The following is a 19,178-nucleotide window of genomic DNA, read 5'->3' on the forward strand; positions in this document are numbered from 1 at the left end:
ACTTTTCGTTCCCGGCAGCCCCTTGACCTCGGGTCTGGCTGCCGAGGCCCGGTCTCCTGGCAGAGCAAAACTATGCTGAACAAGTATCCATTGTGGAAATATGTGCTGGTGCTGATGGTCTTGGCCATCGGCCTGCTGTACGCCTCGCCCAACCTGTATGCACCGGATCCGGCGCTGCAGATTACCGGCGAGAGCAGCGCCCAGATCATCGACGAGCGCACTCTGGCGCGGGCAACCGACGCCCTGGCGGAGGCCGGTATCGAGCACTTCGGCGAGCTGATCGACCCGAACGGGCGCAATGCGCTGGTGCGTTTGCAGGATGTTGAGCAACAGCTGGTGGCCCAGGCCCGGGTGCAGCGCGCCCTGGGCGACGGCTTTATCGTGGCGCTCAACCTGGCGCCGACCACACCCGACTGGCTCAGCAGCCTCGGCGGCCAGCCGATGAAGCTGGGCCTGGACCTGAGCGGTGGCGTCCATTTCAAGCTGGAGGTGGATATCGAGGCGGCCATGGAGCGGCGCCAGGAGTACTATGTCACCGCCATTCGCCGCGCCCTGCGCGAGGAGCGTATCCGCGGCATCGTTGACGCCGGCGCCGGAGGCGGAGTCGTTGCCCGGCTGCGCACCGAGGCCGATCGCGAACAGGCCCGCTCCCTGGTCGCGGACAATCATCCGGAGCTGACCCTTGAGCGCGGCGGTAGCGGCAATGCCTGGACCCTGACCGCGGCCATGACCGACCAGATGCGTTCCGAAATCGCCAACTATGCGGTGACCCAGAACCTGACTACGCTGCGCAACCGGGTCAACGAGCTGGGTGTGTCGGAGCCGCTGGTCCAGCGTCAGGGCCAGAACCGTATCGTGGTAGAGCTGCCGGGCATCCAGGACACTGCGGAGGCCAAGCGTATCCTCGGCACCGTGGCCAACCTGGAGTTCCGTCTGGTCGCCAACATGGACGCGCCGGAAGCAGAAAAGCAGCGTTTCGAGTATCGCAGTGAGGACCGCGCCGGCGCTTTCGAATGGCTGGAGCGGGACATCATCATCACTGGCGAGCGGGTCTCCAATGCCCAGGCCAGTTTCGACGAGAACGGTCGTCCCAACGTGCAGATCAGCCTCGACGGCGAAGGCGGCACCCTGATGTCGCGGGCTACCCGCAACAATGTCAAGCGGCGGATGGGCGTACTGTTCATTGAGCGCAAGTACCGCACACGCTACGAGATGCAGGAGGACGGCACGGAAAAGGCGGTGCAGATACCCTATGACGAACGCAGGCTGCTTACGGCCCCGGTGATACAGTCCGCCCTGGGCGCCCAGTTCCAGATCACCGGCCTCGACAGCCCGCTGGAAGCCTCCGAACTGGCTCTGATGCTGCGCGCCGGCGCCCTGGCGGCGCCCATTTCCTTCGTCGAAGAGCGCACCGTGGGTCCGTCCCTGGGCGCCGAGAATATCCGCCTGGGGGTGAAGTCCGTGCAGTTCGGTCTCGCTCTGGTAGTGATCTTCATGATCCTCTACTACCGCGTGTTCGGCATTATCGCGGTGGTGGCATTGACGGCCAACCTGGTGTTGCTGGTGGCGTTCATGTCCCTGATCGGGGCAACCCTGACCTTGCCCGGTATTGCCGGCATTGTGCTGACGGTGGGCATGGCGGTGGATGCCAATGTGCTGATTTTCTCCCGAATACGGGAGGAGCTACAGGGCGGGCGCACACCGCAGATGGCAATTCACTCTGGCTATGATGCGGCCCTGTCGACCATCCTCGACGCCAACATCACCACCCTTATCGTCGCGGTGATCCTCTATGCCGTGGGTACCGGCCCGGTCAAGGGCTTTGCCGTCACCCTGTCGGTGGGCATCGTGACCTCCATGTTTACCGCCATTATCGGCACCCGCGCCCTGGTCAATCTGATCTACGGCGGGCGCAAGGTGAGAACCCTGTCCATCGGGGGAGTGAAAACATCATGAGAACCATCAACTTCATGGGTCAGCGCAAGCTGGCGCTCGCTCTGTCCGCGATTCTACTGGTCATTGCCATCGGGTCCCTGGCCACCCGCCAGCTCAACTGGGGGCTGGACTTTACCGGCGGCACCCTGGTGGAGGTCAACTACAGCGAGTCGGCGAACCTGAGCGAAATCCGCGATCTGCTCAATGCGAGCGACTATGCGGGCGCGATTGTGGTCAGTTTCGGCAGCGACCGCGATGTCATGATCCGCCTGCCCCAGGGCCACGCCGACACCGAGGGCACGGCGCTGGTGCGCCTGCTGGAGGACAACTTCGACGGTGTCGTCGAGCTGCGCAGGATCGAGTTCGTGGGGCCGCAGGTGGGGGACGAGCTGCGCGAGCAGGGCGGTCTGGCCATGCTGATGGCGCTGGGCATGGTGATGCTGTACATCGGCTTCCGCTTCCAGTTCAAGTTTGCCGTCGGCGCCGTCGCCGCCCTCATTCACGACGTCGTCATCACCCTGGGCTTCTTCTCGTTCATCGGCCTCGAATTCGACCTCACCGTGCTCGCCGCCCTGCTGGCGGTGATCGGCTACTCCCTCAACGACACCATCGTCGTCTCCGACCGCATCCGCGAGAACTTCCGCAAACTGCGCAAGGCCGACCCGATCGAGGTCATCAACATCTCCCTCTCCGAAACCCTGGGCCGCACCCTGGTCACCTCCTTCACCACCATGCTGGTGCTGGTTTGCCTGGCCCTGTTTGGCGGCGAAATGATCAACGGCTTCGCCAACGCCCTGCTGGTGGGCGTGGTGGTCGGGACCTACTCCTCCATTTACGTGGCAGCGAATGCGCTGGTGCTGATGGGCGTGAGCAAGGAAGACCTGATGCTGCCGGTCAAGGAAGGCGCCGAGCAGGAAGACCTGATGCCGTAGCGGCCCCCCAGTCTCGACTCTGCTCCCGAATTTACGTCTTCAGGCAACAGGAGCTTCGTAGCAGGGCGCGGCGCGGGTCCGCCCACTGCCAGTCAGGACACGCCGTAAACCCATCCATGGGGGCTTGGTGGCGACATCCATGTCGCCAAGAGTCCTGACTGGCAGTGGCCGGCCCCACGCCGCTCGTGGTGCCGGCAACTTCGAGCACGTTACCCGCCGCTTTGCCCGCGTTGGTGTATATGCTATCGCGGCGACGCGTGCAGACGTCCAGTTGGCTCCGAAGGTAGGTCTTCAGCGTTGGCGGGGGGGGAGCAGGACCGTTGAGCGCATGGACGCGCGATACGAGCCTACATGGATGTATTCACGGCGTGTCCTGATCGCCCCCCGCCAACGCTGAAGACCGGATTCAGGCGACCAGCTTCGTGGTGTAAATCAGCGTGTCCTGTTCCGCTCCCGCGGACGCTGAAGGCCGGATTCACGCGAAGAATCTAGTTCCCCAGCAGCGGCTTGGTGACCTGCAGCACGGCCTTGAAGCACTTCGGGTTGCCGCAGACGATATTGCCGGAAGTCATGTAATTGTCCGACGCATTGATGTCGGACACCAGGCCTCCGGCCTCTTTTACCAGCAGCGCGCCCGCGGCCATGTCCCAGGGTGCCAGGCCGATTTCCCAGAACGCGTCGAGGCGGCCGGCGGCCACGTAGGCCAGGTCCAGGGAGGCGGCGCCGGCGCGGCGGATGCCGGCGCACTGGCCGGCGAGGATCTCGATGGTCTTGCTGTAGGGCGCCAGGCGGTCGTCGCAGTGGTCCTTGAAGGGGATGCCGGTGCCGAGCAGGGCGCCGTCGAGGCTGCTGCGGCTGCTGACCCGGATGCGGCGGCCGTTGAGTTGGGCACCGCGACCGCGGGAAGCGGTAAATTCCTCGCGCCGTACCGGGTCGACAATCACGCCGTGCTCCAGCTTGCCCTTGTACAGGCAGGCGATGGAGACAGCGTAGTGGGGGATGCCGCGAAGGAAGTTGGTGGTGCCGTCGAGGGGGTCGATGACCCAGCGGTAGTCGGCGTTTTCGTCACCGCTGAGACCGGTCTCCTCGCCCAGGATGGCGTGCTCGGGGAAGGCCTTGCGCAGGTGATAGATGATCTCGCGCTCGGCGTTGCGATCGACATCGGAGACGAAGTCGTTGACGTTCTTCTCCTGCACGTCGATGCGGTCGAGCTCATCGGAGGCGCGGACAATCTGCTCGCCGGCCTTGCGCGCGGCGCGCAGTGCGATGTTGACCATCGGTTCCATAACGGTGTCCTGGGAAGGCGTTTTCGGGCGCCGGATTATAACAGGACAACCGGCTCCGATCATACCGGCAATCTGCTACACTTGCCGGCTTTTGCTGAGGGCGCGGCAGGCGCAAGAACCGGGCATGAATCTCGACAATATTCGTATTGTTCTGGTCAATACCAGCCACCCGGGCAACATCGGGGGTGTCGCCAGGGCGATGAAAAACATGGGCCTGTCGCGCCTGGTTCTGGTGGCGCCGCGGCAATTCCCGGATGAGCAGGCCGACTGGCGCGCCGCGGGTGCAATCGACCTGCTGCAGGGAGCGACAGTCTGCGCCACCCTCGACGAAGCCATTGCCGATTGCCAGTATGTGGTGGGTACCAGTGCGCGCGAGCGGCGCATCCCCTGGCCGCTGCTGGATCCGCGTCGCTGCGCGGAGGAAATGGCGCGCCGCTCAGGCCGGGAGCAGGTCGCGCTGCTGTTCGGGCGCGAGGACCGGGGGCTCACCAACGACGAGCTGCAGCGCTGCAACCTGCACCTGCATATCCCCTCGGACCCATCCTACAGCTCCCTCAACCTGGCCATGGCGGTGCAGATTGTTTGCTACGAGTTGCGGATGCTGCTGCTGGGGGGTCTGCTGGGGGGTGCCCTGCCGGCACAGGCCGAGGATCAGTGGGATGCCCCTTTCAGTACCACGGAGAGCATGGAGCGGTTCTACCAGCACCTGGAGGAGACCCTGGTGGGCATTGGTTTTCTCGATCCCGCGGCGCCGCGGCAACTGATGGCCCGCTTGCGGCGCCTCTACGGGCGCGTGCGCCTCGATGAGATGGAGCTCAACATCCTGCGCGGGATCCTCACCGAGACGCAGAAATTCTTGCCGCCTGCGCCGGGGGACTCCACGGACTAGTGTTTCCGGGCTGGGCGCCCCCGACTGCGCGTCCCGGACTGGGCGTCCCCAAACATAGTTGATCAATTTGGTTGGTTATTGCATACTGCCCTTTTACGCAAACGGGTACTGCCATGCGGCTGACCACCAAGGGACGCTATGCTGTCACCGCGATGCTGGATCTGGCCCTGCACGGCGGCGAGGGTCCTGTGAGTCTCGCGGAGATTTCCAGTCGGCAGGACATTTCCCTGTCCTACCTGGAGCAGTTGTTTGCCCGCCTGCGGCGTCGGCAGCTAGTGAGCAGCGTGCGCGGTCCTGGCGGCGGCTATCGGCTGGGGCGCAGTCATGATGCCATTTTTGTGGCCCAGATCATCGACGCGGTCGACGAGGCGGTAGACGCGACGGGTTGCGGCGGCAAGGCGGACTGCCAGCAGGGAGAAGTGTGCCTGACCCACCATTTGTGGCAGGACCTCAGTGACCAGATCCACGGTTTTCTCAGCCAGATTAGCCTGGCCACCCTGGTGGAGCGGCGGGAAGTTCGCCATGTGTCCTCTCGCCAGGACGCCCGTTCGCGCAACAACCAGGATGGCCTGGTTGCCCTGCGGGAACTCTGATTGTCCGGCCGTGGCCGGCCCCTGACTCATGCAGAAGCCTGTTTACCTCGATTACCTTGCTTCCACGCCGGTTGACCCGCGGGTGGCGGCCGCGATGGCGGAATGCCTGACCCTGGACGGGAACTTCGGCAATCCCGCATCCCGTTCCCATATCTATGGCTGGCGCGCTGAACAGGCGGTGGAGCAGGCGCGGCGGGAACTGGCGGACCTGATCAATGCCGACCCGAGGGAGATCGTGTGGACCTCTGGTGCCACCGAGGCCGACAACCTGGCGCTCAAGGGCGCTGCCGGTTTCTACAGCGATCGGGGTCGCCACATCATCACCTCGAAGATTGAGCACAAGGCGGTGCTGGACACCTGTGCCTGGCTGCAGCAGCGCGGCTGGGAGGTCAGCTGGCTGGAGCCGGAACGCGATGGCCTGGTCTCGGCGGCCAGCGTGGCCGCGGCGCTGCGACCCGATACCCTGCTGGTGAGCGTGATGCATGTGAACAATGAGCTGGGCACCGTCAACGATATCGCCGCCATTGGCGCGGTGGTCCGCGAAGCCGGTGCCCTGTTCCACGTGGATGCGGCCCAGAGCGTGGGCAAGATCCCGGTCGACCTGGCGCAGTTGCCGGTGGACCTGTTGTCCATTTCCGCGCACAAATTCTACGGTCCCAAGGGCATTGGTGCGCTCTATGTGCGGCGCCAGCCACGGGTGCAGCTGGAAGCGCAGATCCACGGTGGCGGTCACGAGCGCGGCATGCGCTCCGGCACCCTCGCGACCCACCAGATCGTGGGCATGGGCGAGGCGGCGCGGCTGGCCCGGGAAGAGATGGTCGCCGAGAGTGCCCGCCTGCTGGCCCTGCGTCAGCGCCTCTGGCAGGGCATGGCGGGGATCTCCGGGTTGCGCCTGAACGGCCATCCGGAGGCGCGCCTGCCGGGTGCCCTAAACGTCAGTGTCGAAGGCGTGGACGGCGAGACCCTGCTGCTGTCGCTGCGCGAATTGGCCCTCTCCAGTGGCTCTGCCTGCAACTCCGAGAGCATTGAGCCGTCCCATGTCCTGCGGGCAATCGGAGTACCCGACGCCCTGGCTCACAGTGCCCTGCGCATGTGTTGTGGCCGTTTTACCACGGAGCAGGACGTCGATCGCGCCGTGGCCCACCTCGATGCGGTCATAGGCGGTCTGCGCCAGCGCGTTTAGCGGATGAAACCCGACACTAAAGCCCGTATAATTGCGCGGCTTTTACCCGGGGGCCAGAGGCCCCTGATTTTTTTGTTTTCTGTGGAGATAGTTTGATGGCTGTTGAGCGTACCCTGTCCATTATCAAGCCGGATGCCGTTGCCAAGAACGTCATCGGCCAGATTTACTCGCGCTTCGAGGGCGCCGGCCTGCAAGTGGTTGCGGCGAGGATGCTGCGCCTGAGCGAGGAGCTGGCCGGCGGTTTCTATGCCGAGCATCGGGAGCGCCCCTTTTTCCCCGCACTGATCGAGTTCATGACCTCCGGTCCGGTGGTGGTGCAGGTGCTGGAAGGTGAGAACGCCATTGCGAAAAATCGCGAGCTGATGGGTGCGACCAACCCGAAGGACGCCGACCCGGGCACGATCCGCGCCGACTTCGCCGAGTCGATCGACGCCAATGCCGTGCACGGTTCCGACTCGCCGGCTTCCGCCGAGCGCGAAATCGCCTACTTCTTCGCTGCCAGCGACATCTGCGGCCGCGGCTGAGAGAGCGGACCCCGCCATGACCGCCACGCTCATCGCCACCACGGTTGCGCAGCCCAGGGTCAATCTCCTGGGCATGACGCAGCCGCAGCTGGAACAGTTCTTCCTCGACCTGGGGGAGAAAAAGTTCCGTGCCCAGCAGGTGATGAAGTGGATACACCACGGCGGGGTCACCGATATTGGCGCCATGTCCAACCTGGGCAAGGCATTGCGGGAAAAGCTGCTGCAGATCGCCGAAGTGCGGCCGCCGGAAATTGTCAGCCAGCACGACTCCACCGACGGCACCCGCAAATGGGCGGTGCGGGTGGAGGGCGGCGGACTGGTGGAGGCGGTGCTGATTCCCGAGGGTGGTCGCGCCACGCTCTGCGTGTCTTCGCAGGTGGGCTGCAGCCTTGACTGCAGTTTTTGCTCCACTGGCAAGCAGGGTTTCATGCGTGACCTGACAGCGGCTGAAATCGTCGGCCAGGTGTGGCTGGCGATCAAGTCCTACGACGCTTTTCAGTCCGGCAAGGGCCGGGTCGTCACCAACGTGGTGATGATGGGCATGGGCGAGCCGCTGATGAATTTCGACAATGTGGTCGCGGCCATGGACCTGATGCTGTCCGATCTGGGCTACGGCATCTCCAAGCGGCGGGTCACCCTGAGCACTTCCGGGGTGGTGCCGGCGCTGGACCGGCTGGCGGAACTCAGTGAGGTATCGCTGGCGATATCGCTGCATGCGCCCAATGACGCCCTGCGCAGCCAGCTGGTGCCGATCAATCGCAAGTATCCGATTGCCGAACTGCTGCGCAGCGCGCGCCAGTACATAGATGCCCAGACCGACAGCAAGCGCGTAGTCACGGTGGAGTACACCCTCATGGCCGGGGTCAACGACCAGCCTGACCAGGCCCGCGAGCTGGCCCAGCTGCTGCGGGATTTCCCCTGCAAGATCAACCTCATCCCGTTCAACAGTTTCCCCGGTTCGGAGTATCGCCGTCCCAGCGGCAACGCGGTGTCACGGTTCTGGCAAGTGCTGGTGGATGCGGGCTATATTGTCACCGTCCGCACTACCCGTGGGGACGACATCGACGCGGCCTGTGGGCAACTGGTGGGCCAGGTGGTCGACCGCACGCGTCGCAGTGAACGCTATCGCGCAGCGGGCCAGGCCCCGGAGGTAGAAGCAGGGTGACTATTGCAGCTGGGAGTTTCAGCAGGCAGGGACGCAGGCTCCTGCTGACACTGGTGGTACTGTGTACTGGCTGTGTGACCACCACCGACAGCGTGTTCACCACGCCGCCGGCACCGCAGGAAGCCCTGGAGCGCCGGGTCGCGCTGGCGCGGCAGTATATCGGCCAGCGCGATTGGGATAACGCCAAGCGCAATCTGGCCCAGGCAGTGGCGATCGACGACCGCAATGCCGAAGTGCACGAGGCATTCGCCCTGGTCTACCAGAGCACCGGCGAGAAGGAGCTGGCAGAGGAGAGCTTCCAGAAGGCGCTCCGGCTGGACCGCGATTTCTCCCGCGCGCGCAACAACTACGCGGCGTTTCTGTATGCGGAGCAACGCTACGCCGATGCCGAGGAAGAGCTGGAGCTGGTGGTCAAGGATACGCTGTATACCGGGCGGCCGATGGCGTTTGTAAACCTGGGCCTGTGCCGCCAGCAACTGGACAAGCCGGCGGCGGCAGAGGAGGCTTTCAGCCGCGCGCTGTCGATGGACCGCGCCAATACCATCGCCCTGCTGGAGCTGGCCCAGCTGCGCTTTGACGCGGGCGACTACACTACCGCCAGCCGGCACTACGGGACCTACCGTACCGCGGTCAGGCCCCAGTCCGCTCGCGCGCTCTGGCTCGGGATTCGGCTGGCCAGAGTGCTGAATGATCGCGATGCCGAAAGCAGCTACGCACTGGCGCTGGGCAGTCTCTACCCCGAATCCCCGGAGTTCCGGGAGTACCAGCGGATGCAACGCGATGGGCAGTAAGGAAATATTTGACGATGCGCCCGCCCGGGTTTCACCGGGTGCGATGCTGCAGGCAGCCCGGGAGGCCCGCGGGCTATCCCCCCTGGACGTATCCCGGCGCCTGCACTGGCTGCCGGAGTATGTGGCACTGATTGAGCGGGACGAGTTTGATCGCCTGCGGCGCCCGGCCTTCGCTCGCGGCTACCTGCGCGCGTACGCCCGCATGCTGGGTCTCGACGAGACCATCGTTCTGGCCGGGTATGATGAGGTTGCGCCAGTCGTGGCAAAACCGTCCACCCGAACGCGCAGCCCGCGTCCGTTGCCCCTGCAGAGCACCGGACTCGGCATCCTGCTGGGCCTGGGCGTACTGGCGCTGCTGGTGCTGGGGCTGTGGTGGGCACAAACCGGGCAGGCGGGCACCGGCCCGATGTACGGAGGTTGAGTCATGCACAAGCCATCCCCCATTAATCGCCGTCGCAGCCGCCAGATCATGGTCGGGTCCGTTGCCGTGGGCGGCGATGCCCCGATCAGCGTGCAGAGCATGACCAACACCGAGACCTGTGATGTGGCGGCCACGGTGGCCCAGGTCCAGGCCATCCAGGACGCTGGCGCCGACATCGTCCGCATCTCGGTGCCGAGCATGGACGCGGCGGAAGCCTTCCGCGAGATCCGCGCCCGGGTCACGGTACCGCTGGTGGCGGATATCCACTTCGACCACAAGATCGCGCTCAAGGTGGCGGAATACGGTGTCGACTGCCTGCGTATCAATCCCGGCAATATCGGCAATGACAGGAAAGTGCGCGCCGTGATCGACTGCGCCAGGGACAAGGGCATACCCATTCGCATCGGCGTCAACGCCGGCTCCCTGGGCAAGGACCTGCAGCGCAAGTACGGCGAACCCACCGCGGAAGCACTGGTGGAATCCGCGCTGCGTCACGTGGACATACTCGACCGCTTCAACTACCCGGATTTCAAGGTCAGTGTCAAAGCCTCCGATGTATTCATGGCGGTAGCGGCATACCGTCTGCTGGCACAACAGATCGAGCAGCCACTGCATCTCGGTATCACCGAGGCCGGCGGCTTGCGCGGCGGCACTGTGAAATCGGCGGTGGGTCTGGGCATGCTGTTGATGGATGGTATCGGCGATACCATCCGCATTTCGCTGGCGGCGGACCCGGTCGAGGAAGTAAAGGTCGGCTTCGAAATCCTCAAGAGTCTGAAGCTGCGAGCCAATGGCATCAACTTCATTGCCTGCCCCAGTTGCTCCCGTCAAAACTTTGACGTCATTGCGACCATGAACGTGCTGGAGCAGCGGCTGGAGGATATTCGCACGCCGATGGACGTCGCCGTCATCGGCTGCATCGTCAACGGCCCCGGGGAGGCGCGGGAGGCCGATGTGGGCCTCACCGGCGCCAGCCCCAGTAACCTCATTTACATCAACGGCGAGCCAGACCACAAAGTCAGCAACCAGGACTTTGTCGACCACCTGGAGCAGGTGATCCGCCAGCGCGCGCTGCAGCTGGAACAGGAGCGGGCCGCCGAGGATGCCAGGCTGATCGCCCGGTCGCCGGCCTGAGCCCATGACACCGCAGGAGAGCAGGTGACTAGCATTCGCGCCATCCGGGGAATGAACGACATTCTTCCGGAAGACAGTACTGTCTGGCAGTATCTGGAGTCCACGATCGCCGCGCTGCTGGGCAGCTACGGCTATGGCGAGATTCGCCTGCCCATTGTCGAACAGACGGCCCTGTTCCGGCGTTCCATCGGCGAGGTCACGGACATCGTCGAGAAGGAGATGTACAGCTTCGACGACCGCAATGGCGAGAGCCTGACCCTGCGCCCGGAGGGTACTGCGGGCTGTGTCCGTGCGGTGATCCAGAACGGCCTGCTGGGCACGCCCCAGCGGCTCTGGTACAGCGGTCCCATGTTCCGCTACGAGCGCCCGCAGAAGGGCCGCCAGCGCCAGTTTCAGCAGGTGGGTGCGGAAGCTTTTGGTATCGCCACCCCGGATATCGACGCCGAGCTGATCCTGCTGACGGCGCGCCTGTGGCGGGTGCTGGGCGTGGCCGACCATGTGCAGTTGCAGATCAATTCCATCGGCAGCAGCGCTGCCCGCCAGGCCTATCGCACCGCCCTGGTGGACTATCTCGCCGGTCACCGCGAGGCCCTGGACGAGGACAGCCAGCGCCGGCTGCAGGGCAACCCGCTGCGGATTCTGGACAGCAAGCATCCGGGTACCCGGGAAATACTGGCGGCTGCACCGCTGCTGACGGATTACCTGGATGCTGAATCGCGGGCGGATTTTGCCAGGCTGTGTGAACTTCTGCAGGCGGCGTCGGTCCCCTATGTGGTCAATCCGCAGCTGGTGCGCGGGCTGGACTATTACAACAAGACCGTGTTTGAGTGGGTGACGGATCGACTGGGCGCCCAGGGCACTGTCTGTGCCGGGGGCCGCTACGACGGGCTGGTGCAGCAGCTCGGTGGCAAGCCGACCCCGGGCGTCGGTTTTGCCCTCGGCAAGGAGCGCCTGGTGCTGCTGCTGGAGGCGTTGGCGGTCGCACCGCCCGCGGCCGCAGCTGCAGACATCTATGCGGTCAGCGCCGGTGCCGCGGCGGAAGTGGCGGCCTTTGCCGCGCTGGAGTCCCTGCGCGATGCCCTGCCGGCGCTCCGTATCGTCCAGCATGTGGGCGGCGGCAGTTTTCGCAGCCAGCTGAAGAAAGCCGACAAGAGCGGGGCCCGCTGGGCCCTGATCTGGGGTGAAGACGAGGTCGCTGCCGGCACCGTGACCGTCAAGTCGCTGCGCGAGCAGGGACCCCAGGAATCCATGGCGGTAGCGGATCTTGCCAGCTACCTGGCCAGCCATTCATTGCCTTAACAGGAACTCAAGGAAACCGGATAGTGGAATCATATCGCACAGAAGAAGAACAGGTTGAAGCACTGCGCCGCTGGTGGAACGAGAACGGTCGCTCGACCCTGTTTGTCATTGTGGTCGTACTCGCGGGCACCTTCGGCTGGCAGGGCTGGCAGCGCTATGAGGCGCAGCGCAACGATAGCGCCTCGGACCTTTACCAGCAGATGCTGGAGGCCGCATCCATGGCCGAGCAGGGTGTTGTGAACGATGCTGCCGCAGAGCGACTCGCCAGCCAGTTGCGCAGCGAATACAGTGGCACGACCTATGCCCGGTTTGCCGCGCTGCACCAGGCTCGCATGGCGGTTGCCGGCAACGATCTGGACGCTGCGGAAGAGCACCTGCGCTGGGTGCTGAGTGAGGCGGGCAGTGGCAGTGATACCGCGATGGTTGCACAGTTGCGGCTGGGACGGGTGCTGGCCGCGCAGGGGGAGACCGAGCAGGCGCTGAAATTGCTGACGCCCGCTGGCAGCGGCAAGTTCCGCGCTGCATCGGCGCTGGCCCGCGGCGATGTGCTGGCTACGGCCGGTCGCGAGGCCGAGGCCCTGTCTGCCTATCGCGAGGCCCAGGCGCTCGTGCAGCAGTATCCGGGCCAGCTCAATATTGCGACCCTGGAGGCGAAAATCCAGCGCCTGGCGGCAGCTGGCGGGGAGGTGGGCGCATGATGACCTCGTCCGTCCGCTGGGGCGCGCTGCTGCTGTCGACTGTTCTCGTGAGCGGCTGCAGCACCATGAAAGGCTGGTTTTCCATAGACGATGACGAGGACCCGCGGCAGCCCGTCGAACTGCAGGATATCGACGAGACCGTCAAGGTGAAGCGCCTCTGGTCCACCGGAGTGGGCAAGGGCCAGGGCGATGGCCTGTACCGTATCGAGCCGGTGATCGGTGGCGAGCGGATCTACGCCGCTTCCGCCGATGGTAAAGTGCAGGCGCTGGACCGTGGCAACGGCCGTCGGGTCTGGAGCCGTGATCTCGAGATGCCGGTTTCCGGTGGCGTCGGCCTCTACGACGACAGCCTCTTGCTCGGTGGCAGTGATGGTTTCGTACTGCGCCTGGACGCCGCCACGGGCGACACCCGCTGGACCGCCCGGGTAACCGGCGAGGTGCTGGCACCGCCCCAGGGCAATGGTCGCGTGGTCGTGGCGCAGACCTATGACGGCAAATTGCACGGTCTCGATTTCGAGTCCGGCGAGCGCCTCTGGACCTATGACAGCAATATGCCGGTACTCACCATCCGCGGCACCAGCACGCCCCTGTTTCGCGACAACCTGGTCGTGGCGGGCTTCGCCAATGGCCGGGTGGTGGGGTTCAGCGCCGCGACAGGTGCCGTGGAATGGGAAGCCAGGGTGGCGATCCCCCAGGGCCGCTCGGAGATCGAACGTATCGTCGACGTGGATGGCACCATGGTGCTGGTTGGCAACGAACTGTTTGCCGCCAGCTACCAGGGCAACATCGTTGCGATCGATGCCAGTAGCGGGCGCAAGATCTGGGAGCGCCCGCTGTCCTCCGTGTCCGGCGTGTCCCAGGGGTTCGGCAATGTCTACGTGGCTGACGAGGATGGCACGGTGTTCGCGTTTCACCGCAATGGCCAGGGTCAACGGTGGAGTCAGGATGCACTCGCCTGGCGCGGCCTCGGTCGCCCGGTCACGGCCAGCAGTTATGTTGCAGTGCCGGATTTCGAGGGCTACGTTCATATCCTGTCGCAGGTGGACGGCAGTTTTGTCGGCCGCTTTCGTGCCGACAGCAAGGGCATCAATGCCGATATGCTCAACGATGGCAATATACTTTACGTGTATGGCAACGGTGGCAAGCTGCAAGCCTATGAGCTGAGTGCCACAACCAGGTAAATGCAATGATTCCGGTGATTGCCCTGGTCGGGCGTCCCAATGTGGGCAAATCGACCCTGTTCAACCAGCTGACCCGCAGTCGCGACGCGCTGGTGGCAAATCTCTCTGGCCTGACCCGGGATCGCAAGTACGGCGAGGCCCGGATCGGCTCGCGCCCGTTCATCGCGATTGATACCGGCGGTATCAGCGGCGATGAAGAGGGCATCGAGGCGCAGATGGCGGGGCAGTCCCTGCTGGCAATCGAGGAGGCGGATGCGGTCCTCTTTCTGGTGGATGCCCGGGAGGGCCTGAATGCCGCCGACGAGGCCCTGGCGCGCCACCTGCGCCAGCGCAACAAGTCCTTCCACGTGGTTGTGAACAAGATCGACGGCCTCAACGAGGATCTCGCGCTGGGCGACTTTTACGCCCTCGGTGTCGACCATCTGTTCGCGGTCGCCGCCTCCCACGGTCGCGGTGTGCGGCAGATGATCGACGACGTGCTGGCGACCTTTCCCGAGCCGGAAGCCACCGCCCATGCGGACTTTGATCACCGTGACAGTGTCCGGGTCGCCATTGTGGGCCGCCCCAACGTTGGCAAGTCCACTCTGGTCAACCGCCTGTTGGGCGAGGAGCGGGTGGTGGTCTACGACCAGCCCGGCACCACCCGCGACAGCATTTACATCGATTACGAGCGGGACGGGCAGCGCTATACGCTGATTGATACCGCCGGCGTGCGCCGGCGCAAGAACGTGCGCGAAACCGTGGAAAAGTTCTCCATCGTGAAAACCCTCAAGGCCATTGACGACGCCCACGTGGTGGTGCTGGTCATGGATGCGCACGAGGGGATTGTCGACCAGGACATGCACCTGCTCGGACACTGTATTGATGCCGGGCGCGGCCTGGTGCTGGCGGTAAACAAGTGGGACGGGATCGAGCCGCACCAGCGCGACTGGATCAAGACCGAGCTCAACCGCCGCCTGATCTTTGCCGACTACGCCGACACCCACTTTATCTCCGCGCTGCACGGTACCGGGGTCGGGCTGCTGTACAAGTCGATTCTCGCCGCCCACGGTTCCGCCACCCGCAAGCTCAATACCAACCAGCTGACCCGCATTCTGGAGGGCGCCGTTTTCGACCATGCGCCGCCGATGATCAACGGCCGTCGCATCAAGTTGCGCTACGCCCACCCCGGTGGCCAGAATCCGCCGCTGATCATCATCCACGGCAACCAGACAGCCAGCGTCCCGAACAGTTACCAGCGCTATCTGGAGAAGGTCTTCCGGCGCGAGCTCAAGCTTACCGGTACGCCGGTGCGAATCGAGTTCCGCACCGCCGAAAACCCTTTCGAGGGCAAGCGCAACCAGCTTACCCAGCGCCAGGTCCAGCGCAAGCGGCGGCTGATGGCACACGTGAAAAAGCACGAGAAGAAAAACAAGCGCTGAGGGATGTGCCGTGGCCAAGCCTGATCTCGACAGCCGCGCCCATATCGAAGCCTTCGTCGATCGCTTCTACGCCAGGTTGCTGGCAGACCCGCAGCTGGCACCCATTTTTCTCGATGTGGCGCAGATCGATCTCGCGGTACACCTGCCGCACATCAAGGACTACTGGTGCAAGCTGCTGCTGGGCGAGCGCGGCTATAACCGCCACACCATGGACATTCATCGCCGGCTGCATCGCTTGCGACCCCTGCAAGCCGAGGATTTCCAGCGCTGGCTGACACTTTTTACCGCCACGGTGGATGCACACTACAGCGGCGAGCGCGCCAGCCGCGCCAAGCAGCTCGCTACCACCATCGCGGCCAACATGCAGCAGAGCCTGTCCTGAAAAAATTTCCAGCGACACCTTGCACTCTCTGATTTAGGTGTTATAGTTATGTATAACACCATATCAACGAGGCGAGTGAGATGTTCCTCTATACACAGCACCGGGGCCTGCTGGTGAGGCCCAAGGGTATCCTCCGGGTAGCGGCGGTATTTGTGCTGGCAGCGCTGCTGCTGGCGTTGCCGCGGTTGGCCCTGGCGGAGGCTGCAGGCGTGCAACGGGTCGAAGGCCTGGATGTGGACGAGGTCGTGGTGCACGGCAGCTTCGAGGTGGAGATCAGGCAGGGCGAGAAGCCAGAGCTGCTCCTGCGGGGGCGTCCGGGTGACCTCGAACCACTGCCGTTCCATGTCCGTGAGCGCACCCTGGTGCTGGGCCGTCCCGCAGGGGCCGACAGCAGCAGAGGCCGGGATGTGCAGTTCAAATTGACTTTGCCAACCCTGGCGCGGCTGCAGCTGCTGGGGTCGGCGGACGTCTTCGTGCGTCCTTTCACTACGCCGGCACTGACGGTCATCGTCGATGGCAGCGGCGATGTGCGCCTGTACAATCTCGCAACCGACAGTGCCCGCTTCGACATGCGTGGCAGTGGTGATGTTCAGGCCGCCAGGGTAGATGCCGGTGCAATGCACCTGTCCCTGTCCGGCTCCGGTGATATCCACCTCGGAACGGTGGTGACGGAGCGCATGCAAGCAGTGGTTAACGGTTCGGGTGACATCAGCAGTGACAACGGCAGCCGCAGCGGCAGCACCGAAATCAGCATCGTCGGTTCCGGCGAAGTCAATTTTGCCGGCCTTGACAGCGACCGGGCGGAAATCAATATCGTCGGCTCGGGTACAGCGCGGATAGGTGAGATCGGCGAGCTGGATGCGACGATCATCGGCAGCGGTGATATCCACTATCGCGGCGATCCCGATATCGACCAGACACTTTTCGGCTCCGGCCGCCTGCAGCGGAAGTAGCGCACGTGGAGTGGAACGACAAGCAGCCCATTTACCGGCAACTGCGCGATATGGTGGTGGAGAGAATCATGGATGGAACGTTTTCGGAGGGTGCAGCCGTGCCCTCGGTCAGGCAGGTGGCGACCGACTACCAGATCAACCATCTCACCGTGGGTAAGGCCTACCAGGAACTGGTCGACAGCGGCCTGCTGGAGAAGCGACGGGGGCTGGGCATGTATGTGACGGTCGGCGCCCGGGCGACCCTGACGGCAGATGAGCAGGACCGTTTTTACACCGAGGAAGTCCCGGCATTCGCCGAGCGGGTGCGGGCACTGGGGCTGGATATGGGCGACGTGACGGCAAGGCTGCTGCAAGAGGGGGAGGAGTCATGACAACTGCAGTTGTTGCGGCCCGTGGGCTGCAGCGCAGCTTCGGGGATCAGGTGGCGGTGGCGGGTGTGGACCTGCAGCTGCAACCGGGCACGGTGTTGGGGCTGATCGGTCCCAACGGCGCTGGCAAGACCACCTTGTTGCGGTCCCTGCTGGGCCTGACCCGCTGCGAGGGCGAACTCTCGGTGCTGGGCATGGATCCGCGGCGCGAGCAGGCCAGGCTCATGGAGCAGGTCTGTTTCATCGCCGACACCGCGGTGCTGCCGCGCTGGATGACCGTGCAGCAGCTGCTGGACTATGTCGCCGGCACCCATCCCCGCTTCGACCGCGCCCACGCCGAGACTCTGCTGGACGGCACCGAAGTGCGGCGCCAGCGGCGTGTCGCCGAGCTCTCCAAGGGCATGACTGTGCAGCTGCACCTGGCACTGGTGATGGCGATTGACGCCCGCCTGCTGATCCTCGACGAGCCGACACTCGGTCTCGACATCCTGTTTCGCAAGCAGTTTTTCGAGCAGCTGCTGAACGACTATTTTGATGAAGAGCGCACCATCGTGATCTCGACTCACCAGGTGGAGGAAGTGGAGAACATTCTCACCCATGCCCTGTTCATGAACCGGGGCCGGGCGATCCTCAGTGACTCAATGTCGGCGTTGCAGGAGGAGTACGTGGAGCTGCGCGCGCTGGGACCGGCGGTCGCCCGCGCGGAGAGCATTCCCCATATTGGCCAGCGATCCCTGCTTGGCGGCAAGGCCCTGATCTACCAGGGCATAGGGCGCGATGCCCTGGAGCCCCTGGGCGAGCTGCGGACGCCATCGCTGGCCGACCTGTTCGTGGCCAAGGTAGGGGAGGACAACAGCCATGTCTGATCGTGTGGCGACACGCTGGTTTACCCTGATTCAGCGCGAGTTGCAGGAATACCGGGTTTCCCTGTGCTGGACTCCGCTGCTGGTGGCCGGTGCATTGACGGTGTTGATACTCGCCGGTGTGCTGGTAGCCAACCAGTTCAGCAACCTGGGTCAGGTCATGCTGCAGGCAGTAATGCAGGAACAATCCGTTGACGGTCTAAATCTCAAGATTGGCGTGATCGTCGATGGAAACGGCACGCGGGTGACGGAGATTGTCACCGAGACCGGGAGTGATTCCACTGCGGCGGATGGTCCGGTGCGGGACGACTACCAGGTCGAGACCGCGCCGGAACTGGCGGACGAGCAGCTCTGGGATTTCTCCTCGGACTGGACCTTTTCGCCGGTGCCGCCGGTCGCCCCGGACAGCAACGGCAACGGTGCAGCCCCGGTAGACACCCTCAACCCGCTGCTGCACGGGGTGCATGTGTTCATGCTGGTTATACTGGTGTTTGTCACCTTCAACTACCTGCTGGGCTGCCTGTACACCGACCGCAAGGATCGCAGCATTCTGTTCTGGCGCTCGATGCCGGTCTCCGCCCGGGACGAGGTGCTGGCCAAACTCGCCGTCGCCCTGCTGGTGGCACCGGCGATTTTCATCGCCGCCTCCCTGCTGGCGCAGCTGGCCACGGTTTTGCTGGCGATGCTGCTGGTGTTGCGCATGGACCTGGACCCTTTTGCGGTGGTATTGGGCAACATCCAGTTCGGGCGCCTGCTGCTGGACCAACTCGGTGGCTGGGTGCTGACGGCGCTGTGGGTGATGCCGGTTTATGCCTGGGTGTTGCTGGCCTCGGCGGCCGCCAGGCGTTCACCCTTCCTGCTGGCGTTGGTGCCGGTGCTGGGCCTGGTCCTGCTGGAAGCCATGCTGCTGGGCAGCAGCCATTTCGGCGCCGCGGTCACCAACCACCTGCCGCATTACAACAGCGGTCGCAGTGCCGTGGGCTTCTACCTGTTTGGCCCCGACTGGGCCAATCTCGATTACCTGGGCCTGGTGCTGGGGCTGCTGGTGGCGGGCGTGCTGCTGGCGGCGACGGTGTGGCTGCGGCGCTATCGCTGGGAGATCTAACACTATTTTTGTGCTGAATAGTAAAAATATTTTCTATTTATTTCAATTATAGTGC

20 protein-coding genes are annotated in these 19,178 nt (G+C 64.2%); 19 read left to right on the forward strand and 1 reads right to left on the reverse strand.

Annotated elements, in window-relative coordinates; translation table 11 throughout:
• The first annotated feature begins 72 nt into the window (after positions 1 to 72).
• Positions 73 to 1,956 carry a protein translocase subunit SecD gene (secD, locus tag RLO07_RS05390; protein WP_462291105.1) on the forward strand — a complete coding sequence of 628 codons (1,884 nt, stop codon included), beginning with the start codon at positions 73 to 75 and terminating at the stop codon, positions 1,954 to 1,956.
• Positions 1,953 to 2,867 carry a protein translocase subunit SecF gene (secF, locus tag RLO07_RS05395; protein ID WP_462291106.1) on the forward strand — a complete coding sequence of 305 codons (915 nt, stop codon included), beginning with the start codon at positions 1,953 to 1,955 and terminating at the stop codon, positions 2,865 to 2,867. The genes secD and secF overlap by 4 nt, the downstream gene beginning before the upstream one ends.
• Before the next feature lie 488 nt (positions 2,868 to 3,355).
• On the opposite strand, the gene RLO07_RS05400 is transcribed toward secF, so the two are convergent.
• Positions 3,356 to 4,153, reverse strand: coding sequence for an inositol monophosphatase family protein (locus RLO07_RS05400; protein ID WP_462291107.1), 798 nt, complete (start codon positions 4,151 to 4,153; stop codon positions 3,356 to 3,358).
• Positions 4,154 to 4,277: 124 nt separating this feature from the next.
• Between RLO07_RS05400 and trmJ the strand changes: the two genes are divergently transcribed.
• From trmJ to RLO07_RS05485, 17 genes are all read left to right on the forward strand, one after another.
• A complete protein-coding gene (gene trmJ / locus RLO07_RS05405) occupies positions 4,278 to 5,042 on the forward strand; it encodes a tRNA (cytosine(32)/uridine(32)-2'-O)-methyltransferase TrmJ (protein WP_462291108.1) in 765 nt (254 codons plus the stop codon).
• A 113-nt stretch (positions 5,043 to 5,155) separates the two neighbouring features.
• A complete protein-coding gene (gene iscR / locus RLO07_RS05410; protein WP_462291109.1) occupies positions 5,156 to 5,635 on the forward strand; it encodes a Fe-S cluster assembly transcriptional regulator IscR in 480 nt (159 codons plus the stop codon).
• Between the two features lie 28 nt (positions 5,636 to 5,663).
• Positions 5,664 to 6,818: an IscS subfamily cysteine desulfurase gene (locus tag RLO07_RS05415; protein WP_462291110.1), complete on the forward strand. Its 1,155-nt coding sequence runs from the start codon at positions 5,664 to 5,666 to the stop codon at positions 6,816 to 6,818.
• Between the two features lie 95 nt (positions 6,819 to 6,913).
• On the forward strand, positions 6,914 to 7,342 hold the full coding sequence (gene ndk, locus RLO07_RS05420; RefSeq protein ID WP_462291111.1) for a nucleoside-diphosphate kinase: 429 nt from the start codon (positions 6,914 to 6,916) through the stop codon (positions 7,340 to 7,342).
• A gap of 16 nt (positions 7,343 to 7,358) precedes the next feature.
• On the forward strand, positions 7,359 to 8,507 hold the full coding sequence (gene rlmN / locus RLO07_RS05425) for a dual-specificity RNA methyltransferase RlmN (RefSeq protein WP_462291112.1): 1,149 nt from the start codon (positions 7,359 to 7,361) through the stop codon (positions 8,505 to 8,507).
• Positions 8,504 to 9,298, forward strand: coding sequence for a type IV pilus biogenesis/stability protein PilW (pilW, locus tag RLO07_RS05430; protein WP_462291113.1), 795 nt, complete (start codon positions 8,504 to 8,506; stop codon positions 9,296 to 9,298). The genes rlmN and pilW overlap by 4 nt, the downstream gene beginning before the upstream one ends.
• On the forward strand, positions 9,288 to 9,719 hold the full coding sequence (locus RLO07_RS05435; RefSeq protein ID WP_462291114.1) for a helix-turn-helix domain-containing protein: 432 nt from the start codon (positions 9,288 to 9,290) through the stop codon (positions 9,717 to 9,719). The genes pilW and RLO07_RS05435 overlap by 11 nt, the downstream gene beginning before the upstream one ends.
• A 3-nt stretch (positions 9,720 to 9,722) precedes the next feature.
• On the forward strand, positions 9,723 to 10,853 hold the full coding sequence (gene ispG, locus RLO07_RS05440) for a flavodoxin-dependent (E)-4-hydroxy-3-methylbut-2-enyl-diphosphate synthase (protein ID WP_462291115.1): 1,131 nt from the start codon (positions 9,723 to 9,725) through the stop codon (positions 10,851 to 10,853).
• A gap of 24 nt (positions 10,854 to 10,877) precedes the next feature.
• Positions 10,878 to 12,152: a histidine--tRNA ligase gene (gene hisS, locus RLO07_RS05445; protein WP_462291116.1), complete on the forward strand. Its 1,275-nt coding sequence runs from the start codon at positions 10,878 to 10,880 to the stop codon at positions 12,150 to 12,152.
• Between the two features lie 23 nt (positions 12,153 to 12,175).
• Positions 12,176 to 12,850 (forward strand): YfgM family protein, encoded by a 675-nt coding sequence (locus RLO07_RS05450; RefSeq protein WP_462291117.1) that lies wholly within the window; start codon positions 12,176 to 12,178, stop codon positions 12,848 to 12,850.
• Positions 12,847 to 14,031 (forward strand): outer membrane protein assembly factor BamB, encoded by a 1,185-nt coding sequence (gene bamB, locus RLO07_RS05455; RefSeq protein WP_462291118.1) that lies wholly within the window; start codon positions 12,847 to 12,849, stop codon positions 14,029 to 14,031. The genes RLO07_RS05450 and bamB overlap by 4 nt, the downstream gene beginning before the upstream one ends.
• Before the next feature lie 5 nt (positions 14,032 to 14,036).
• Positions 14,037 to 15,452, forward strand: a complete 1,416-nt coding sequence (gene der / locus RLO07_RS05460; RefSeq protein ID WP_462291119.1) for a ribosome biogenesis GTPase Der — start codon at positions 14,037 to 14,039, stop codon at positions 15,450 to 15,452.
• 10 nt (positions 15,453 to 15,462) lie between these two features.
• Positions 15,463 to 15,834 (forward strand): group III truncated hemoglobin, encoded by a 372-nt coding sequence (locus tag RLO07_RS05465; protein WP_462291120.1) that lies wholly within the window; start codon positions 15,463 to 15,465, stop codon positions 15,832 to 15,834.
• A gap of 80 nt (positions 15,835 to 15,914) precedes the next feature.
• Positions 15,915 to 16,787: a GIN domain-containing protein gene (locus RLO07_RS05470; RefSeq protein WP_462291121.1), complete on the forward strand. Its 873-nt coding sequence runs from the start codon at positions 15,915 to 15,917 to the stop codon at positions 16,785 to 16,787.
• A gap of 5 nt (positions 16,788 to 16,792) precedes the next feature.
• A complete protein-coding gene (locus tag RLO07_RS05475; RefSeq protein ID WP_462291122.1) occupies positions 16,793 to 17,158 on the forward strand; it encodes a GntR family transcriptional regulator in 366 nt (121 codons plus the stop codon).
• Positions 17,155 to 18,021 carry an ABC transporter ATP-binding protein gene (locus RLO07_RS05480; RefSeq protein WP_462291123.1) on the forward strand — a complete coding sequence of 289 codons (867 nt, stop codon included), beginning with the start codon at positions 17,155 to 17,157 and terminating at the stop codon, positions 18,019 to 18,021. Before RLO07_RS05475 ends, RLO07_RS05480 begins: the two co-directional genes overlap by 4 nt.
• Positions 18,014 to 19,123: an ABC-2 transporter permease gene (locus tag RLO07_RS05485; protein ID WP_462291124.1), complete on the forward strand. Its 1,110-nt coding sequence runs from the start codon at positions 18,014 to 18,016 to the stop codon at positions 19,121 to 19,123. Before RLO07_RS05480 ends, RLO07_RS05485 begins: the two co-directional genes overlap by 8 nt.
• Positions 19,124 to 19,178: the final 55 nt, after the last annotated feature.

The sequence above is a fragment of the Haliea sp. genome (assembly GCF_040221975.1).
Classification (GTDB): Bacteria; Pseudomonadota; Gammaproteobacteria; order Pseudomonadales; family Halieaceae; genus Haliea.